The sequence below is a fragment of the Pseudomonas sp. C1C7 genome, assembly GCF_013359595.1.
Lineage (GTDB): Bacteria > Pseudomonadota > Gammaproteobacteria > Pseudomonadales > Pseudomonadaceae > Aquipseudomonas.
The window spans coordinates 7,598-27,830 of sequence record NZ_JABFMP010000006.1 but is presented as its reverse complement, the minus strand read 5'-3'; the positions used below and the strand labels follow the sequence as shown (position 1 = coordinate 27,830).

The window sequence follows — 20,233 nt, the reverse complement described above, 5'->3', positions numbered from 1 at the left end:
CAGCGGGGCGATTCAGAGTGGCCTGCTGCTGAGGAGCAAGATCGTCAGTCAGTGTGGGGTTCTCGGCTGATCGGAACAGCTCCTGTTTGCGCGCTGGTCTTGTGCGTAGCGACTCCGCAGCCCTCCCGATCTCCTACCATGAACGCCTCCAGCATGTGTGGAATCTGACTTAGAGCGTCAACCCTCTCACCATAGGCCTCTGCATGCAGCGCTGCGTAGACGACAGCGGCGCAGCATTGCCATCTGTCCCTCGCTCAGATACGCCCGGTACTACTCGGCATTCTGGGCAGTGATTATGAAGAATGGCTTTTCACCTGCGAAAGGGTTGGGCAGGAAACCCTTGCTGTCGACACTCGCCGCATTGGTCGGTAACCCTATTAGTGCCTGATCAGCAGAAACCAAGATTGACTGCGTAAGGATTATTCCTTACCATTCAATCTGTATATCCGGAGAACACTCATGCCTGCCATCCACGAAATCGCCACGTTGACCTCAAAGGGGCAGGTCACACTGCCCAAATCCGTTCGCCAGCTACTGGGCATTGACACAGGTGGCAAAATTGCATTCGACGTACGAGGCGGTGAAATCGTGGTCAGCCGCGTAGAAACCACCCACGAAGACCCTGCCATCGGTGCGTTCCTGGGTTTGCTGGAGGCAGATATCCGAGGCGGCCGCAACCTCACCACCCTGCCGGAAGACTTGGCGCAAACCATGCTCGCCAACGCAAACCACTCCGTTAACCTGGACGAAGATATCGACGGTGAGGTCGCAATCTGATGATGCGACATGGCTGGACACTGTTGTTCCATGAAGGTGTGACTTTACAGCTACGCAAATTGCAAGTAGCCGCCACCCGGGCCGAGCAGAACGACCCGCAGGGTTTTGAAAGCAACGCCAACGTCAAGCTGTTTCGAGCACTGAGCCATCTGATCATGGAGGCTGTACCAGCCGACCCGGGCCGTGATGAGTTCCGCCAAGGCAACACGCTGGGCACCGCCTACCGACATTGGCGGCGGGCAAAAATCGGTAGGCGCTTTCGGCTGTTCTTTCGCTACGACTCAAGATCCAAGGTCATCGTCTATGCATGGGTCAACGACGAAAATACCCTACGGTCCGCAGGCAGCAAATCCGATCCATACGCCGTATTCGAGAAGATGCTGGGCCGCGGCAACCCTCCTGATGACTGGGATGCGCTGATTACTGCAACGCGTAGCGACTGGGACAAGCCCAAAGCATAAGCGGCACGCTTTGGCGAGTGATGGCACGTTCAACACCGCCCCTCAGTGCGTCCACTATCGTCCACTCGCAACCACTGCAAAAAGGGGGACATCTGCGGGTACAAAATCAATTTCCCACTCATAACTTGTTGATTAGCATGGATGTCCAAATGTTCTTCGGCGACCCCGATAGCCTCGCCTGACGCCATCCCCCTGTAGGAGCGAGCTTGCTCGCGATAGTCGTTAACGATGACGCTGGCTGTCTGAATGCCCGCGGCGCCTGGACCTCCATCGCGAGCAAGCTCGGCTCCTACAATGGTCGTTAACGATGACGCTGGCTGCCTGCATGCCCGTGGTGCCTGGCCCTCCATCGCGAATGAATTCGCTCCTACAGGGGATTTGTGTTGTTTGGGAAAGACTGAATTGCTCCAAACCCATTGATCCCACCCCGTGAAAAGGCGCAGGCTAGAGAGCTACCCCTGCCTTCCTATCATTCCGAATGATAGTTACCTTCGCCGCGTTCGATTCGTGCGATATCCGCCCGCCTAGCATCATTCGCCCATCTCAATACATTGGCGGATGCATCCATGGAACAGTCATTCAAACATTTGCGCTTCCCGTTGGCCGTCTTGGCCGTGGTGGTGATGAGCGCTTGCGGCAAGGCGCCGCAATCGGCCGCAACTCCGCCTGCCGCCAAGGTCAGCGTGGCCAAGGTGCTGGAACAACCGGTCAACGAGTGGGACGAGTTCACCGGTCGCCTCGAAGCACCGGAAACCGTAGAGATCCGTCCACGGGTGTCCGGCCAGATCGATGAAGTGGCCTTCACCGAAGGTGCGTTGGTCAAGAAAGGCGACCTGCTGTTCCAGATCGACCCGCGTCCGTTCCAGGCTGAAGTCCGTCGCCTCGAGGCCCTGGTGGCCCAAGCCCGCGCCAATGCCACCCGCAGCGAAAACGAAGCACAACGCGGTGAGCGTCTGCGCACCAGCAACGCGATCTCCGCCGAACTGGCCGATTCGCGCACCAGCGCCGCCCAGGAAGCCCGCGCCGCCGTTGGCGCCCTTCAGGCCCAGTTGGACCTGGCGAAACTTAACCTGAGCTTCACCCGCGTCACCGCGCCCATCGCCGGTCGCGTCAGCCGTGCGGAAATCACCGCCGGCAACCTGGTGACCGCCGATACCACCGCGCTGACCAGCGTGGTCTCCACCGACAAGGTCTACGCCTACTTCGACGCCGACGAGCGTGTGTTCCTCAAGTACACCCAGCTCGCTCGCCAGGGCAAGCGCGGCGCTACCACGCCGGTGTACATGGGCCTGTCCAACGAAGACGGCAACCCGCACCTGGGCCAGATGAACTTCGTCGATAACCAGGTCAACCCCAAGACCGGCACCATCCGCGGTCGTGCGGTGTTCGACAACAGCGACGGCAGCTACACCCCGGGCCTGTATGCACGCCTGAAACTGGTGGGCAGCGGCACCTACAACGCCATGCTGATCAACGATGAAGCGGTCGGTACTGACCTGGGCAAGAAGTTCGTGATCGTGATGGACGGTGACAACAAGACCGCCTACCGCCCCGTCGAACTGGGTCCGAAGATCGAAGGCCTGCGCATCGTGCGCAGCGGCCTGAACAAGGACGACACCATCATCGTCAAGGGCCTGCAGCGGGTGCGTCCCGGCTCGCCGGTGACCCCTGAAGTGATCCCGATGGCCAGCGAGCAGACCCTCGCGGCTCTTGCGCAACAACGACAAGCACTGGAAGCCAGCAACCTGCCCCAAGTCGCGCCTGCCAAGGCCGCGCCGGGTACGGCTGTGAAAGTGGCTGCCGTGACTCCACGCGGTTAAGGGATAACGACTCCGATGAATTTTTCCAAATTCTTCATTACCCGGCCGATCTTCGCAGCGGTGCTCTCGCTGCTGATCCTGATCGCCGGCGCCATCTCGCTGTTCCAGTTGCCGATCAGCGAATACCCGGAAGTCGTGCCGCCGACCGTGGTGGTGCGCGCCAACTTCCCGGGTGCCAACCCGAAAGTCATCGGTGAAACGGTGGCCGCTCCCCTGGAGCAAGCCATCACCGGCGTCGAGAACATGCTGTACATGTCCTCGCAGTCGACCGCCGACGGCAAGATCACCCTGACCATCACCTTCGCCCTGGGCACCGACCTGGACAATGCGCAGGTGCAGGTACAGAACCGCGTGACCCGGACCGAACCCAAGCTTCCCGAGGAAGTGACGCGCATCGGTATCACCGTGGACAAGGCATCGCCCGACCTGACCATGGTCGTGCACTTGACCTCGCCGGACAAACGCTACGACATGCTCTACCTGTCCAACTACGCGATCCTCAACATCAAGGACGAGCTGGCTCGCCTGGGTGGTGTCGGTGACGTGCAGCTGTTCGGTATGGGCGACTACTCGCTGCGTGTCTGGCTGGATCCGAACAAGACCGCCTCGCGCAACCTGACCGCCACCGACGTCGTCACCGCGATCCGCGAACAGAACCGTCAGGTCGCTGCCGGTCAACTGGGTGCGCCGCCCTCCCCGAGCGCCCAGAGCTTCCAGCTGTCGATCAACACTCAGGGCCGTCTGGTCTCCGAGGAAGAGTTCGAGAACATCATCATCCGTGCCGGCGACAACGGTGAAATCACCCGCCTGAAGGACATCGCTCGCGTCGAGCTGGGTTCCAGCCAGTACGCCCTGCGTTCCCTGCTGAACAACCAGCCGGCCGTAGCGATCCCGATCTTCCAGCGCCCAGGTTCCAACGCCATCCAGATCTCCGACGAAGTTCGGTCGAAGATGGAAGAGCTGAAGAAAGGCTTCCCGCAAGGCATGGACTACAGCATCGTCTATGACCCGACGATCTTCGTGCGCGGCTCCATCGAGGCGGTGGTTCACACCCTCTTCGAAGCGCTGATCCTCGTGGTGCTGGTAGTGATCCTGTTCCTGCAGACCTGGCGCGCCTCGATCATTCCGTTGGTGGCGGTGCCGGTCTCGCTGATCGGTACCTTTGCCGTCATGCACCTGTTCGGCTTCTCGCTCAACGCGCTGTCGCTGTTCGGCCTGGTACTGGCGATCGGTATCGTGGTGGACGACGCCATCGTGGTGGTGGAGAACGTCGAGCGGAACATCGAACTTGGGCTCGAACCGTTCGAAGCGACCAAAAAGGCCATGGGTGAAGTGACCGGCCCGATCATTGCCACGGCGCTGGTGCTGTGTGCGGTGTTCGTACCTGCCGCGTTCATCTCCGGCCTCACCGGTCAGTTCTACAAGCAGTTCGCCTTGACCATCGCGATTTCGACCGTGATCTCGGCCTTCAACTCGCTGACCCTGTCGCCAGCGCTGGCCGCGGTGTTGCTCAAGGGCCACGATGCGCCGAAAGACCGCTTCTCCAAATTCCTGGACAAGATCTTCGGTGGCTGGTTGTTCCGCCCGTTCAACCGATTCTTTGAAAAGGCCAGCCATGGCTACGTCGGCACTGTGCGCCGGGTTATCCGTGGCAGCGGCATCGCCCTGCTGCTGTACGCAGGCCTGATGGCGCTGACTTACTTCGGTTTCTCCAGCACGCCGACCGGCTTCGTACCGGCCCAGGACAAGCAGTACCTGGTGGCCTTCGCCCAACTGCCTGACGCCGCGAGCCTGGATCGCACTGAAGAAGTGATCAAGCAGATGTCCGAGATTGCCCTCAAGCAACCCGGCGTCGCCAACTCGGTGGCCTTCCCTGGCCTGTCGATCAACGGTTTCACCAACAGCCCGAACGCCGGCATCGTGTTCACCCCGCTCAAGCCGTTCGATGAGCGCAAGGACCCGAGCGAATCGGCCGGTGCCATTGCGGCCGCGCTGAACGCCAAGTTCGCCGACATTCAGGGTGCGTACATCGCGATCTTCCCGCCGCCGCCGGTACAGGGCCTGGGGACTATCGGTGGTTTCCGCCTGCAGATCGAAGACCGGGGCAACCTGGGCTACGACGAGCTGTACAAGCAGACCATGAACGTCATCGCCAAGAGCCATAACGTTCCGGAACTGGCCAACCTGTTCACCAGCTACACCGTGAACGTGCCGCAGGTCGATGCCGCCATCGACCGCGAGAAAGCCAAGACCCACGGCGTGGCGGTCAGCGACATCTTCGACACCCTGCAGATCTACCTGGGTTCGCTGTATGCCAACGACTTCAACCGCTTCGGTCGCACCTATCAGGTCAACGTTCAGGCCGAGCAACAGTTCCGCCTGGAGTCCGATCAGATCGGCCAGCTCAAAGTGCGCAACAACAAGGGCGAGATGATCCCGTTGGCGACTTTCATCAAGGTCAGCGACACCTCGGGGCCGGACCGTGTGATGCACTACAACGGCTTCATCACCGCTGAAATCAACGGTGCCGCAGCTCCCGGCTACAGCTCCGGCCAGGCCGAGGCCGCCATCGAGAAACTGCTCAAGGAAGAACTTCCAAACGGCATGACCTACGAGTGGACCGACCTGACCTACCAGCAGATTCTGTCCGGCAACACCGCGCTGTTCGTGTTCCCGCTCTGCGTACTGCTGGCGTTCCTGGTGCTCGCTGCCCAGTACGAAAGCTGGAGCCTGCCACTGGCGGTGATCCTGATCGTACCGATGACGCTGCTGTCGGCCATTACCGGGGTGATCGTGTCCGGTGGCGACAACAACATCTTTACCCAGATCGGCCTGATCGTACTGGTGGGGCTGGCCTGTAAGAACGCGATCCTGATCGTCGAGTTCGCCAAGGACAAACAGCTGGAAGGTCTCAACCCGCTGGCTGCGGTACTGGAAGCCTGCCGCCTGCGTCTGCGGCCGATCCTGATGACCTCCTTCGCGTTCATCATGGGTGTGGTGCCACTGGTGTTCTCCAGCGGTGCCGGTGCCGAGATGCGTCACGCCATGGGTGTGGCGGTGTTCTCCGGGATGCTCGGGGTGACCTTCTTCGGTCTGTTGCTGACGCCGGTGTTCTACGTACTGATTCGCAACTTTGTGGAGCGCAGCGAAGCGCGCAAAGCGGCCAAGGCGCCGAAACCGCAACAGCAACTGGAGTCGCATTGATGAGTCTGAAAGCCTTTCTGCCGAGCCTGCTGGTACTGGCGCTGAGCGCCTGTGCCGTCGGCCCGGACTACAAGACCCCTGACACTGCGCCGGCCAACATCACCACGGCGACCGATGGCGCCTCGGGTCAGAAGAACTTCGACCGCTCGCGCTTCCAAAGTGTCTGGTGGCAGCAGTTCGAGGACCCGACCCTCAACCAGTTGGTGACCGAATCGCTCAAGGGCAACCGTGACCTGCGCGTCGCCTTCGCCCGCTGGAAAGCGGCGCGGGCGATCCGCGATGACGTCAGCAACGACGCCATGCCGACCGTCACCAGCCGGGCCAGCAGCGATCTGGGCAAGGGGCAGATTCCCGGGCAGACCACCAACCGGGTCAACAGCGAACGCTACGACCTGGGCCTGGACATGGCGTGGGAGATCGACCTGTTTGGCCGTATCCAGCGCAATCTGGAATCGGCCGATGCCGAGCAACAGGCACTCGAGGCTGATCTGTATCAGCTGCAAGTGACGATGATCGCCGAGTTGGTGGACTCCTATGGTCAGCTGCGCGGTGCGCAGCTGCGGGAGAAGATCGCCCTGGCGAACCTGCAGAACCAGCAGGAGTCGCGCAAGATCACCATCAGCCTGCGTGATGCCGGCGTGGGCGATCAGCTCGACGTGGAGCGTGCCGACGCGCGCCTGGCTTCGGTGGAAGCCAGCGTGCCGCAATTGCAGGCCGAACAGGTAAGGCAGAAGAACCGCATCGCCACCCTGCTGGGCGAGCGCCCGGACAAGTTGACCGTGGACCTGAGCCCGAAAGACCTGCCGGCGATTGCCAAGGCCTTGCCGATCGGTGATCCGGGTGAGCTGCTGCAACGTCGTCCGGACATCCTCAGCGCCGAACGCAAACTGGCCTCGGCCACGGCGCGGATCGGCGTGGCGAAGGCGGATCTGTTCCCGCGGGTCAGCCTCAGCGGCTTCCTCGGCTGGACCGCCGGGCGTGGCTCGCAGATCGGTTCCTCGGCGGCCAACGCCTGGGCGCTGGGCCCGAGCATCACCTGGGCGGCGTTTGACCTGGGCAGCGTGAAAGCCCGCATCCGCGGTGCCGACGCCGACGCCGAAGGCGCCCTGGCGACCTACGAACAGCAGGTGTTGCTGGCGCTGGAAGAATCGGAAAACGCCTTCAGCGACTACAACAAGCGCCAACAGCGTTTGATTTCGCTGATTCGTCAGAGTGAGTCGAGTCGTTCTGCAGCTGATCTGGCCGAGATTCGCTATCGCGAAGGTTCGTCGGACTTCCTCGTGCTGCTCGACGCACAGCGTGAACGCCTGGCGGCCGAAGACACCCAGGCCCTGGCGGAGATCGATCTGTATCGCGGCATCGTCGCCATCTACAAGGCCCTCGGCGGCGGCTGGCAACCGGAGACCGTTGCCAGCAAGTAACCGGCCTTCACAGAGCTCCTTTGGTTGGCCGCAACCAACCAAATTCCTTGCCCCGCGACCTGAATGGTCGCGGGGCTTTTTTTGGCCTGCCCAAATGCAATGTGGGGCTTGCTCGCTCCCACGGGGTTCATGGGGGATTTTCGGAATGGCGGGCTTCCTGGACGGTCACTGTGGCTGTCGTTCCCGCCCGCAGTTTGTCCTTGCCTTCGTAATCGGCATCGATCCTGATCCGCACCGGCACCCGCTGGGCCAGTTTGACCCAGGTGTAGCTGGGGTTGATGTTGGCCAGCAGGCGCCCGCCCGGGAGGTTTTCGCGGTCGGCGATGGCGAAGGCGATGCTTTCCACGGTGCCGCCGAAGCGCTCGCCGCTCATCAACTCGATATCCACCCGATCGCCCTCGCCTATTCGCGGCAGCTTGGTTTCTTCGAAGTAACCGCTGACGTAAAACGAATCGCTGTCCACCAGTGCCACCAAGGGCCCACCGGCCGTGGCGTAATCGCCCTGACGGGTCAGCAGATTGGTCACGTAACCGCTGACCGGCGATTCGACCCGGGTCCGCTCCAGATCGTGCTCGGCCTCGGCCAGCGCGGCGATTGCCAGTTGCACGTTGGCCTGGGCGAACCCCAGGTTGGCCTGGTTACGCAACAGATCGGCCTGGGCCACCGCGACCTCGGTGCTGGACTTTTCCCACTCCTCCCCGGAAATCGCCGAACGCTCCTTGAGCGTCCGGCGCCGCCGTTCCTCACTCTGGCGCTGACGCAGCAACGCCTGACTGGAAACGATAGTGGCCTCCGATTGCCCCAGCGAAGCCTTGGCCACCTCCACCGAACGCCTGGCGTGATCCACCGCCAGGGCATAACGCGAGGGGTCGATTTCCAGCAGCAACTGGCCCTTCTCCACGTGCTGGTTATCCTGCACGCCCAGGTTGACGATGCGCCCGGCCACATCGGCGGACAGGGTCACCACATCGGCCCGCACCCGCGCATCCCGGGTCCAGGGCGCCCGGGTGTAGTGCTCCCAGGCGAACCAGCCGAGCACGAATGCCAGCGCCACCACCGCCAGTGTCGTGAGTTGGGCAAGGATCTTCTTCAAGGCATCAGGCTCCCATCAGCAGAATCAGCGTCGCACACACACAGGCGTACAAGGCGCCTTCGAACAAGGCTTCATGCCAGACGAACTGCAACACGCCGACGCGCCGCAGAATCCAGTCCAGCACCAGGAAAATCGGCAAACCCAGCAGCAGCGCCTGGGCAATCGGCGGCAGGTAGACACCGCCCAGTTCCAGATCAATGGGCAAGGCTGGGTACCTCCCGCTGCGTGATGACCGGTTCGAAGTGGCGTCGATGGCGCTCGAGGAACGACACCACGATCAACAGCGCCACGCGCATGCGGAACACCGACCACAAATGTTCATGCACGCTGGAGTGCAACGTATCGAGTTCATCGCCCAAGGCATGCAGATCGCCAAGCACGCGATCGACCTCAATGTCCGGCCGCCCGGCCACCAGCCGCCCTGTTTCGCGGACGGTGGTCGTGAGCCGGGTCTGCATCTGCGGGCTCAGTAAAACGTTGTTCTGCGACTGCTGCCTGAGCTGGTTCAAGGCAATGCCCAGCGCCAGGCAACCCAGACTGACCTGAAACAGATCCCGCGCCGCCTTGTCCTGAATGGCCGGCAGCAGCCCCAGCATCATGGTCAGGCGGTCGACCATGCGACTTTCGAAGGCGAACTGGTTCTGATCGGTGGGCGAGACCTTGATCAAGGCGTAGACCTGCTCGCAATTCTCCTGATGCAAACGACGAATGCGCAGCACCGGCCGAAAGGGAAAGATCAGCGCATACACGCTCAGCGCCAGTGTCGCGGCGCAGACATAGGCGCCGGCGAATTCGAACCACTGGATCGCCGTGTTCTGCCCAATGCCGGTGTTCTGCGGCCCCAGCATCAACAGCGTAATCAGCCCCAGGCCGATACCGGTGCCGGTGGTCGGCGGGGTCGACAGTCCTACGGCGACCGCGTACAGCAACGGCGCCAAAAGCAAGGCCAACAGCTCGAAATCACTGATCATCGGCACCAGCGCGAATTGCAGCACCGCCGAGGCCACCAGCGCGATTCCCAATCCCCTTGCGAAGCTCTGGGCCGCCATCAGCGGTCGGGGGAACGTCGCCATCAGCGAGCATAGGATTCCGGTCACGATCATCCCGCCCCGGGCGCCGTCCCAGCCGGTCTCGATCCAGATCAGGCCCGCCACCATCAGCGCGCAATAGGCACGAATCGCGTTCATCGCCGCCAGGGTGAAATCCAGGTGCAACGGGTTGGTCTGGCCGCGATACAGGCTGCTGGCCTTGCGTCCGCTCTGGATCGCATCGGCCAGTTCCAGGATGGTTTCCAGCTGCTGCAGCATGCGCGCCTGCTCCCAGCGCAGTGACCATGACAACGAGCGCAAGGTGGGTTTCAAGGGTTCGGTGAGCTGTTCGGCACGGTAAGCCAATGCATCGAAACGCTGTTGCAAGGTGACAAACTGATGTCGCTGCTCGCTGGACAACGCTCGCCCCTGTTGAGCCAGGGCGTCGAGAAACACCAGTTCCTCGCCCAACAGGTGCTGGATTTCGTCGGGGATCTTTCCCTGCCAGCGCGCCAGCAACAGTTCACGCTGGTGGCGCAAGGCTGTCAGCCGCGCCGTCAGTAACAGCAGTTGATTGCCGAGCAATTGCACCAGATCGTCGGCACTGCGCAAACGCGGTGCGTCGTAATACAAATGTCGTCGCACGCCTTCCAGCGCACTGATCTGCCCGAGCAGCTGCATCTGCCGACGGTTGAAATCTTCTTCGCTTTCTTCGGTACGAATGACCGCGCAGGCATGGGTTGCGAGCAATTTGATGACTTGATCGATCCGGGCGAAATAGTCCTTGGCCACCGCTTCCGGGCGCGCGGTCAGCAGGCTCACGACACAGACACAGGCGACCGCCAGCAGCGTCTCGGTCACGCGGGTCACGGCCAGCAGGAAGGTGCCATCCTGATCGGGCACGGCCAACAAACCCACCACCACCGCCGTGTAGCCGCTGAGCACGAATGCCTGGGAGCTGGTGTAGCGCAACAGGGTGCCGCCGGCGGTACACAGTGCCAGCCACAACGACAGAGTAATCAGGAACGGCACCGGCGCCTGGGGAAACAGCGCCATGATCACCACCGCCACCGCCGCGCCCACTGTGGTGCCGATCACTTGGCCAAAACTGCGGGCCAAGGCCATGCCGGCCAAGGGCTGGCTGACGATGACCACGGCCATGATCGACCACTTGGGTTGCTCAAGATCGAACAGGAAGGCCAGGTACAGGGTCAACAAGCCGGCGGTGATGGTTCTCAAGGCAAACAGCAACACCCAGGGGCTGGGGTGGATGATTGCCTTGAAGTATTGCAGTAGCGCTTGCATGGGAGCACTCGTGGACTGCTGTCCAGCAAGCGTAGTCACTGCTTGAGAGCCTAGACAGATTTCACTGATCAGGCAGTCGATCAACCTGCTTGTGCATGAATGACCACTAACGCAATCGCACTGCTACAGGAAGTTAGGGCCCGGAGAGTTGAGAGAGGAGGTAGAGTTGTTCACAAGCCGTATCAGCGGTAGTGGAAGTGCTACATTTTTCACGACCGGAACAGGAGTGCTGGCTGCAATGCTGCTCTTGAGGGCGTCGGGATTAGGTATGAAGACACCCTTAGGGGTATAAGCTCCAAGAATTTTCGAGCCGGGGATGTTCTCTCCATAATTAATTTCTAACGGTCTGAAACCAGTTTTCAATGGATTCGCAGAGGCAAAGTTTTGATTCCTGTACAAGTCATAGCCTTTCATGCTTCTGCCATCAATCACATAAGTGTATCCCCCTCGCCCGCCACCATAATGGAAAGCGCCGACACCGCCATCCTTATAAATGGCAGAGGTCGAAATGCCCATGCCGTCCGGGTCCAGCGCGTTCTTTCCACCACCAAAGCCGCCGTTCATACCGTTTACCTGTTTAACATCCGTGATCGGCGTTCGGAGTTTGAAGCCATCTTTGAAAATCTCCGTGGGTGGCCGCGCGTCACCACGCATGACAAATCCTTTGTACACGTACCCATCTTTATCCCCAGCAAAATAAACATGACTCTTTTTGTTCATTAACTTTTGTGCGACTTCAGGGCCGTTTTTTAAGCGATTCAACAACTTTACAGTCCGTATACTTCTAAATTTTCTTTCCATTCTGCTTATGTTTTTCTCTGGATTCTTTACGACTGGCGAAATCCACTTAGGAATTTTTCTGGCCGCGTGGATAACAACTTCCGGCACCCCTTTGTATTTCAGAAGATGCTTCATGACGCCTGCAGGAATCTGACCCGCAGAGTTGAGGCGTTGGAGGACTGTTGCAGTGATGCGGGAGTTCAGGGAATTGGATATTGTTGTACCCAACAGCTTGCCAAGGTAGGGCCCGGCTACCGCGAAAATTGCCCCTCTTAGTGCGCTAGCCTCGTGTTGATCGGACCGTTGTGGGTCGTCTTCCACCAGCGCTCGGCCGAAAGTCGCTCCCGCGGAACCCAGACCAAACATCAGCGCCAGACCTTTCGCCACAGCGCCGCCCTTTGGCCCGGCGATCATTGAGAACATCGCTAGTGAGTCAGCACACAATTCCAGTAGTGTATCTGTAAGGCGCTCACTTTTAGTCGAGCTTACTGTGTCTATATCTGAGAGTACTTTTTCAACCGTTCTTAGATACAGTTTCTTAAAGGAGTCGTTTTCAACACTCATTGCCCACTCAATCATTATGGGCCTATAGGGAAGTTTTACTTTCCTTGTTACAAAGAGAATGTCAGGCACAATCTTCTCCCACCATGGCCGACTTCTAGCTTCAAGTTTTCCTTGATTGAATTTGAAGTCATCCTCGTCACGCGACAGAAAGGATTTCAGGGTGATCCGTCTGGACAACGCTTCACGAAGCATCGGAAACTCCTCGATGGATCGCCCTCCCTTATCAAATAAAAAAATGGATTGTTCAATGACCGTACTATTTTGTCCCAGAAAAACGAATAATCCAGTCTCACTGCCTGGAATCGTCAAATGAATGGCATTGACGACATGATCAACATCACTCAAGAAGCCACTGCGGATGTCTATGGTTCCCACCATGGCATGGCCATTCAGATAGGCATTGGCAATATTTCTGCCTGCCTCTGTTTGTCCCGTCCCATTCAAATAGCTCCCGAGCGTTTCTTCCAGTTCAAATTTTTTTACTGCCACCCAAAGTTCGACCATTTCCGGCTGTGAGGTTACCCGATGCACTTTTTCCTTATAGAGCGCCTCAAAATCATTTGAAGCGACTATATTTTTGAACTCTGCCGTACAGCCAGCTGGCCACTGAACATGAATTTCTTCGCGGGTTTTCCTGTACTTCTCATGTTGCCCTGCGAACAACTCCGCCAACGTAAATGATGTACGTCTCGACGCATAAAGCGGCTTATGATCTTCCAGCGCACCTCTGCGCAATCTGAACTCCACGTTAATTCGTGTATTTACATTAAACGCCGACTTCAGATTTTTAGGCAGGTTGGAATCGGCGACGGCCTTATCAATTGTCGAATTAATAAAAAATTGAAGATCAGAGATGGTTTTCAAAGACATCCAAGCATCAAAAATTTTGTCAGCGCCCTGATCGATTGTGACACCGGGTGCGATCTGCTCCCCCGACTGCACAGAAATCTCGGCGTCCAATGCACGCTGTCCCGCTTCAATCAGCAAACCGGCACAATTCAATTCAGACACGCCTGCCTTTGAAGATTCCAGATATTCATCAGCACTACGACGACTGCGGACGACGGCCATTGCTTCGGTCGTGACCGGGTTGGTAGCGGCTGTAGCCTCATCCGGGGCCGTTGACCCGTTATCTAACTCTTCAAACTGATCTGAAGCATCTAAAGCAATTTCGTGCACGTAGTCCCGATAGGTCATGTTCCGGAGACTAGGAACAGGTTGCTGTAATAGCGCCCCGATGTTCTCAACCAACTGTGGATCGTCGGCGGGGTCATCGTAATCTGACTCACTGATCAATCTTTTTACTTCATCTGCAAAATCCGGTTCTTCTTCAAATAGATCCTCCAGACCTTCGACCAAGTATTCATGAATGACCGACTCTTTGTCAGATGCAGCGTCCGGGTACGGTTCCAGCCCTTGCAAAGGATCAACCATGTCTTCTGGCTCAGGTTCAAACCAATAGGCGTAAAAGTTGCTGACAACCATATAAGCCGCGAAAGCACCCGCGGCACGACCGGCATTGCGTTCAACCAATGCACCCCCGCTGCTCCAGGCTGCCGCGCCGTTGCTGACCAGCCTGGCGACCATCCGCTCGAGAAAGCCCTGTACCTGCTCCCTGACAACCTCCATAACGGGCGGCTGGTCGTTTAATACCGCGGTTGTAGATTGGTAGACCGGTCTCAGTAGTTCCTTCATCTCGATCACCACATCGTTCGGTTCCAGGTCGACAGCACTGGCGGTGCTCCACGGCACCAAATTGCGGGTAAACAACTCATCTGCTTTTGCAATGAACTGTGTGAGCGTCACCAGAGGGTCAGTGTGGTTGCTGGTTTGCGGTTGACCCGCAGTCGGCACGAAAGGCGATGCAGCAATATCGGACCCGCCATTTTTCCAGGCGTCGCTGTTGGGCTCGGGATCTGGCCGGACTGAGTTTTCAGCGACAACCGGGGCAGGTCGAACGGCAGAGATTTGGCTACTGTCCAACCTCAAGGCTGCGAATGTTTCCAGTGCGTTGCAGACATATAAGAGTTTGCCAGCAAAGCTCTCGGGGATACGCGGTCCCGTCGTGCTGATGTTCGAGTAAAAGTCGGCGCTACGTTCAAACCGCTGCAGGCCCGAAAGCAGCCAGTTTGGGCCATCAACCGGCGCTTGTGACGGGTTCATGGACCCCGACGATTTAACCGGGCCATCGAACAGACTTTCCCACCAACTGGAACCGATCATCCACTCCAACCAGGTCGGTTTTACCTCGTCATCGGGCTTGACCTGATCACGCAGGGCCCTGACCTCCCTCACATAATGCTCTGACCATCGCACACGCTTTACATCCTCCTCTTCGAGCTGGCGGATAAACGTTACCAACTGTGCATACGCAACTTTTGGAGAAGGCCGCAGTTCACGGGCGTCTTCCAGCATCATCAGTGCGCTGTCGACGTTGCCATCAGTCGAACGAATGTATTGCCGGCCCTTTTTCGCGAGCGTTTTCAGAGCCTCATAGTGAGCATCCGAAAGCAACTCATTGTTGGCAATTCGCTCGTCCCGCTGCGCACTTGAACGATCCAGTATTGACTGAACGAATCCCTTGAATCCTTCGTAATTTTTTCCACCCGAAAAACCAAAGTTTTCTCCCAACGCGGCCTGCCATTGATCAGGCTCTAAACGGAAGAGCACCTCGAAAATTTCTTTCAGACGAGCGCGGTCCAGCGATCCAAGCGGCCCGACCGAACGCATCACCGCCTCCACAAACAGCCCCACTATGGCTTTGCCCGTGTCTGTTCGCAGAATCCCGCTGCGCAGGACTGCCTCTACATCCTTCTCATCAAGTATTTGCGTCTCCAGCTGCTCTAGAAGTGACGACCATTGAGATTCAAGAGCGCGCTGATCGATAAAGTCCGGATTGATTTTGAATCTGCGTTCCGCGTGTACCGGAGGAGGAATGTCTGCATTCGATCCAGTGCATGCTGTGGGCGCGCTGGCACGGAGATCGGACATGCCGTGGGGACTGTTCGCGGCCCGCAGAAGCGACGTGGAGAGTGAAGTTTGCGGTCTTTGGTCATTGGCGGACTGAGGCATCGGCGACGGGTGTCTTACGCTTGTTGCGTTAAGAGCGGGGAGCACTATGTGAGCTTCCATTTCAACTGGGTCAGTTTCGAAGCCTGACGCTGTGCACGGTAAGCATCTTGCAAAAAACGCTTACGACAACGCCGCTCAGTAACCCGGGCCCCGGCCTTGAGCCATCCAAGGTTTGACTCCTGACCCCGACTGATCAAAGCTGACACTCTTTTGCATTTGCCTCAGCCCCCGGATTCTGCATGCCAAAGTCCCGCCGTTTTCTGCTTATCAGCCTCTGCGCCCTGTTTGTCGTTGGCCTTGGGTGGTTTTTCATGCGCAGCACCGCGCCGGTAGTGCCCGAGGCGATCAAGCGCGGTTTCAGCGAAGCGTTGACGGCGGCCCGCAATGGTCAGCCGGGCGCCGCGCGGGTGCTTTATCAGCAACTGGGGCGTCCGGACATTTCGCCCAAGCGCCGGGTCTGGCTGCATGCCGAACTGCCCAACTACCCAAGCTCGGTGGCGCTGAAGCTGGCGGATGCGGATTTGCAGCACGAGGCGCCCCAGGTGCGTATCGCGGCGATCAAGAGCATCAGCGCCCTGGTGCCCAGCGGACAGCGCAGCCTGTTGCTCGGGCCGTTGCTCGATGACAGCGATCAGGACGTGCGGCTGGCGGCGGTCAATGCGTTGCTGGGGCTGTCGCCGGATGATCTCGGCCTGTATTTCGGCCCGCTGGAACAGGCCATCGATGCCTGGCAGAAGGTGCTCAACAACGCTCCGCAGAGTGCCGAAAATCACTACCAGCTGGCGCGCCTGTATCTGCACAACGCCGAACTCAAGCAGGCGCAGCAGGAACTGGACAAGGCCTTGCAGCTGGCGCCGGACAACCTGCCCGCGCTGGTGATGCAGATCGATGTGCTGGACCGTCAGGGCCAGAGCGAAGCAGCCCGTGAATTGCTGGCCAGGCAGCTGAAGGCGCAGCCCGATTCCGCCTATTTGCAACATGCCCTGGGCCTGTGGCTGCTGCATCACGGCCAGAGCGAGTTTGCCCTGCTAGGCTTGTCCAAGGCCGTTGAGCTTGAGCCGAACAACAAGGATTACCGCTATGACCTGGCTACCACCCTGCACGGTGAACAGGAACTGGAGGCGGCGCAGAAGCAGCTGCAGGAAATCGTCCAGCGTCATCCCAACGACCGCCGGGCTCGGGTGCTGCTGATCAATTACTGGAAGGAAAGCGGGCAGTTGCAGAACGTGCAGATATTGCTGGCGCAGCTGGAACAGCTCAATCCTGATGATCCGGCCCTGCAGCAAGGTCTGTAACGCCCGCTCGTTCCTGGCGAAAAAACAGGGAACATCCCGTCATAAAATGTTGAACGCTCATGACGACCAACGGTCAAGACAGACAGGCAGTCCAATCAGGCGCCCATGCCTGCTGCCTCATATCCCTGTTCATGAGAGGGCCATTTCTTGACTACATCCAACGCTTTGATCAGCGAAAAAGCCGCCACCGGGATTGAAGGCCTGGACGACATCCTCGATGGCGGGCTGTCCCGCGGCCATGTGTTCCTGCTCGAAGGCGAGCCGGGCACCGGCAAGACCACCGTCGCTTTACAGTTTCTGCTGGCTGGCGCCCAGGCCGACGAGCGCTCGCTGTACATCACCCTGTCCGAAACCGAGCGCGAACTGCGCCAGGGTGCGCGTTCCCACGGTTGGGAACTGTCGGAAAACATCCACATCTACGAGCTGACGCCGCCGGAAAACCTGCTCGACGCCGAACAACAGCAGACCCTGCTGTATTCCTCGGACCTTGAGCTGGGGGAAGCCACCAAGCAGATTTTCGAAGTGGTCGAGCGCTTCAAACCCACCCGTGTAGTGCTCGACAGCCTGTCGGAAATCCGTTTGCTGGCGCAGAGTTCGCTGCGCTATCGCCGGCAGATCCTTGCGATCAAGCACTACTTCGTGCGCTACGACGCCACCGTCCTGCTGCTGGACGACCTGACCACCGAACTGCTCGACAAGACCGTGCACAGCGTGGCCCACGGGGTGATTCGCCTTGAGGAGTTGACCCCCAACTACGGCGCCGAGCGGCGGCGGGTCCGTGTGGTGAAGTACCGCGGGCAGAAGTACCGCGGCGGCTTTCATGACTTCACCATCATGGGCGATGGCGTGCATGTCTTCCCCCGCCTGGTGGCTGCCGAACACCGCGGTGTCTACCTGCGCGAGCAGTTGACCAGCGGCATCGCACAGATGGACTCGCTGCTTGGCGGAGGCATCGAGACCGGGTCCAGCACCCTGATTCTCGGCCCTGCGGGCACCGGCAAATCGCTGATTGCCCTGATCTTCGCCGCCTCAGCCGTGGCGCGCGGTGAAAAAGCCGCGTTGTTCGTGTTCGATGAAGAGCTTGGTCTGCTGTTCGAGCGGATGAACAACCTCGGTATCGACCTTGAGGCGTTGCAAGCCAGCGGCAACCTGCTGATCGAGCAAGTGGACGCCGCCGAGCTGTCCCCCGGCGAGTTCTCCCATCGGGTGCGGCGCGCCGTGGATCAGGGCGAGATCAGAACCGTGGTGATCGACAGCCTCAACGGCTATCAGGCGGCGATGCCCGAGGAAAATGCCCTGGTGCTGCACATGCACGAGCTGTTGCTGTACCTGAACCGCAAGGGCGCCGCGACCTTCATGACCGTCGCCCAGCATGGTCTGGTCGGAGACATGCAGGCGCCGGTGGACATCACCTACCTGGCCGATACAGTGATTCTGCTGCGTTACTTCGAAGCGCTGGGCAAGGTGCGCCGGGCCATTTCCATCATCAAGAAACGCACCGGCAGCCACGAGTCGACCATCCGTGAATACCAGATCAGCACGCAAGGCATGACCATCGGTGAACCGCTTGAGGCCTTCCAGGGCGTACTGCGGGGTATCCCGACCTATGTGGGTTCGGGCAGTCCGTTGCTCCAGGATGTTCACCAGTGACGACGCAGAACGCCACGTCCGAGCGCGCGATCATTCTTGCGCCGCAGGGGCGCGACAGCCAGATTGCGCTGATGATTCTCAACGAAGCGGGTTTCGACGGGGTCATCACCCGGGATCTGGCCGGCCTCTGTCATGAACTCGAGCAAGGCGCGGGTTTGCTGCTGCTGGCGCTGGAGGCGTTGCTCGGCCAGGATCTCGAGCCGTTGCTGCGGTTCATCGAACAGCAACCGGCCTGGTCCGACCTGCCGATCGTCCTGTTCACCCACCATGGCGGTCCGGAACAGAGCCCGGCCTCGCGTTTCGGCACATATCTGGGCAACGTCACGTTTCTTGAGCGCCCTTTTCATCCGGTGACGCTGATCAGTCTGGTGACTGCCGCCTTGCGTGGTCGCCGGAGACAATACGAGGCCAGGGACCGGCTGGTGGACCTGAGCGAAAGCGAGTTGCGCCTGAAAAACACGTTGGAAACCCTGGAGCAGCAGGTCGAAGAGCGCACCGCCCAGTTGCGCCATAACGAAGAGGTGTTGCGCCAGTCGCAGAAGATGGAAGCGGTCGGCCAGCTCACCGGCGGTATCGCTCACGACTTCAACAACATGCTGACCGGCATCATCGGCAGCCTGGAACTGCTGCGCCGACGCCTGGCCCGGGGGCGCCTGGACGATCTGGAAAGCCTGATCGATCTGGGCGTGACCTCCGCCAACCGCGCCGCCGGCTTGACTCATCGACTGCTGGCGTTCTCCCGTCGCCAGTCCCTGGATTCGCAACCCGTGGAAATGAACACCCTGGTGGTGGCCATGGGTGAGCTGTTGCAGCGCAGCATCGACGAACGCATTCACCTGGACATGCAGTTGAGCGAGCGCTTGTGGGTGGCCGAAGCCGACCCCAATCAACTGGAAAGCGCCCTGCTCAATCTGGTGATCAACGCCCGCGATGCCATGCCCGATGGCGGCCATCTGGTGGTGAGAACATCGAACCAGTATCTGGATGCGGACTTCACGCAGTTTCACAAAAATCTCGAACCCGGTGATTACGTGGTGCTCAGCGTCAGCGACAGCGGTTGCGGCATACCCCAAGCCACGATCAATCGGGTGTTCGATCCGTTCTTCACCACCAAGCCCATTGGCCAGGGCACCGGGCTTGGGCTATCGATGATTTATGGCTTCACCAAGCAATCGCGCGGGCATGTCGCCATTGAGAGTGAAGTGGGAAAAGGCACCACGGTCAGGCTGTACCTGCCCCGCTACGGCGGCGAACTGCCCGAGGCGCAACCGGTGGAGAATCCGCACCCGCTGTTCGCCCAACACGGCGAAACGGTGCTGATCGTCGAGGATGATCCGGCGGTGCGGGTGCTGGTTTGCACGGTGCTGAGCGAACTGGGCTATGCCTTCGTCGAAGCCGGTGATGCCGACGGCGCGATCCCGATTCTCGAATCGGAGCAACGGATCGACCTGATGATCAGCGACGTCGGGCTACCGGGCATGAACGGCCGGCAACTGGCGGAAATCGGCCGGCAACATCGGCCGCAGCTCAAGGTGCTGTTCATTACCGGCTATGCCGAACACGCGGCGGTAAGAGCCGGGTTCCTTGATTCGGGCATGCAGATGATCACCAAGCCGTTCACCTTCGACCTGTTGACGGCGAAGGTTCGGGAGATGGTCAGGGCCTGATCCACCACCATTCCCGAAACACTGCAAACACTGCAAACACCGCAAACACCGCAAACACCGCAAACACCGCAAACACCGCAAACACCGCAAACACCG

Annotated in this window: 12 protein-coding genes and 1 pseudogene; 8 read left to right on the top strand and 5 right to left on the bottom strand. The window is 59.4% G+C overall.

Annotated features, from left to right (window positions below; genetic code table 11):
• Positions 1–44 precede the first annotated feature (44 nt).
• Positions 45–218: pseudogene (locus HNO86_RS07020) on the bottom strand (DUF2274 domain-containing protein); the annotation flags it as partial.
• Between the two features lie 241 nt (positions 219–459).
• Here HNO86_RS07020 and HNO86_RS07015 point away from each other — a divergent pair.
• The 5 genes from HNO86_RS07015 (at position 460) to HNO86_RS06995 (ending at position 7,683) form a co-directional block, all read left to right on the top strand.
• On the top strand, positions 460–777 hold the full coding sequence (locus HNO86_RS07015) for a type II toxin-antitoxin system PrlF family antitoxin (protein ID WP_110607479.1): 318 nt from the start codon (positions 460–462) through the stop codon (positions 775–777).
• Positions 777–1,238 carry a type II toxin-antitoxin system YhaV family toxin gene (locus tag HNO86_RS07010; protein ID WP_175376288.1) on the top strand — a complete coding sequence of 154 codons (462 nt, stop codon included), beginning with the start codon at positions 777–779 and terminating at the stop codon, positions 1,236–1,238. Before HNO86_RS07015 ends, HNO86_RS07010 begins: the two co-directional genes overlap by 1 nt.
• A gap of 566 nt (positions 1,239–1,804) precedes the next feature.
• Positions 1,805–3,058 (top strand): multidrug efflux RND transporter periplasmic adaptor subunit MexE, encoded by a 1,254-nt coding sequence (gene mexE / locus HNO86_RS07005; RefSeq protein WP_175376287.1) that lies wholly within the window; start codon positions 1,805–1,807, stop codon positions 3,056–3,058.
• Between the two features lie 15 nt (positions 3,059–3,073).
• Entirely contained in the window at positions 3,074–6,262 is a 3,189-nt protein-coding gene (locus HNO86_RS07000; protein WP_175376286.1) for an efflux RND transporter permease subunit, read from the top strand.
• Positions 6,262–7,683, top strand: a complete 1,422-nt coding sequence (locus HNO86_RS06995; RefSeq protein ID WP_175376285.1) for an efflux transporter outer membrane subunit — start codon at positions 6,262–6,264, stop codon at positions 7,681–7,683. The genes HNO86_RS07000 and HNO86_RS06995 overlap by 1 nt, the downstream gene beginning before the upstream one ends.
• A gap of 127 nt (positions 7,684–7,810) precedes the next feature.
• Here HNO86_RS06995 and HNO86_RS06990 read toward each other — a convergent pair whose 3' ends face one another.
• The 4 genes from HNO86_RS06990 to HNO86_RS06975 all read right to left on the bottom strand — a co-directional run bounded on the left by HNO86_RS06990 (position 7,811) and on the right by HNO86_RS06975 (position 15,444).
• Positions 7,811–8,776 (bottom strand): HlyD family secretion protein, encoded by a 966-nt coding sequence (locus HNO86_RS06990; RefSeq protein ID WP_175376284.1) that lies wholly within the window; start codon positions 8,774–8,776, stop codon positions 7,811–7,813.
• A 4-nt stretch (positions 8,777–8,780) separates the two neighbouring features.
• A complete protein-coding gene (locus tag HNO86_RS06985; RefSeq protein ID WP_175376283.1) occupies positions 8,781–8,981 on the bottom strand; it encodes a DUF1656 domain-containing protein in 201 nt (66 codons plus the stop codon).
• Entirely contained in the window at positions 8,971–11,109 is a 2,139-nt protein-coding gene (locus tag HNO86_RS06980; protein ID WP_175376282.1) for an FUSC family protein, read from the bottom strand. Before HNO86_RS06980 ends, HNO86_RS06985 begins: the two co-directional genes overlap by 11 nt.
• Before the next feature lie 123 nt (positions 11,110–11,232).
• Positions 11,233–15,444, bottom strand: a complete 4,212-nt coding sequence (locus HNO86_RS06975) for a hypothetical protein (protein WP_175376281.1) — start codon at positions 15,442–15,444, stop codon at positions 11,233–11,235.
• Between the two features lie 320 nt (positions 15,445–15,764).
• Here HNO86_RS06975 and HNO86_RS06970 point away from each other — a divergent pair, with 320 nt between their 5' ends.
• The 3 genes from HNO86_RS06970 (at position 15,765) to HNO86_RS06960 (ending at position 20,137) form a co-directional block, all read left to right on the top strand.
• A complete protein-coding gene (locus tag HNO86_RS06970; RefSeq protein ID WP_175376280.1) occupies positions 15,765–16,820 on the top strand; it encodes a tetratricopeptide repeat protein in 1,056 nt (351 codons plus the stop codon).
• Between the two features lie 147 nt (positions 16,821–16,967).
• On the top strand, positions 16,968–18,470 hold the full coding sequence (locus HNO86_RS06965) for an ATPase domain-containing protein (RefSeq protein ID WP_175376279.1): 1,503 nt from the start codon (positions 16,968–16,970) through the stop codon (positions 18,468–18,470).
• A complete protein-coding gene (locus HNO86_RS06960; RefSeq protein WP_175376278.1) occupies positions 18,467–20,137 on the top strand; it encodes an ATP-binding protein in 1,671 nt (556 codons plus the stop codon). Before HNO86_RS06965 ends, HNO86_RS06960 begins: the two co-directional genes overlap by 4 nt.
• Positions 20,138–20,233: the final 96 nt, after the last annotated feature.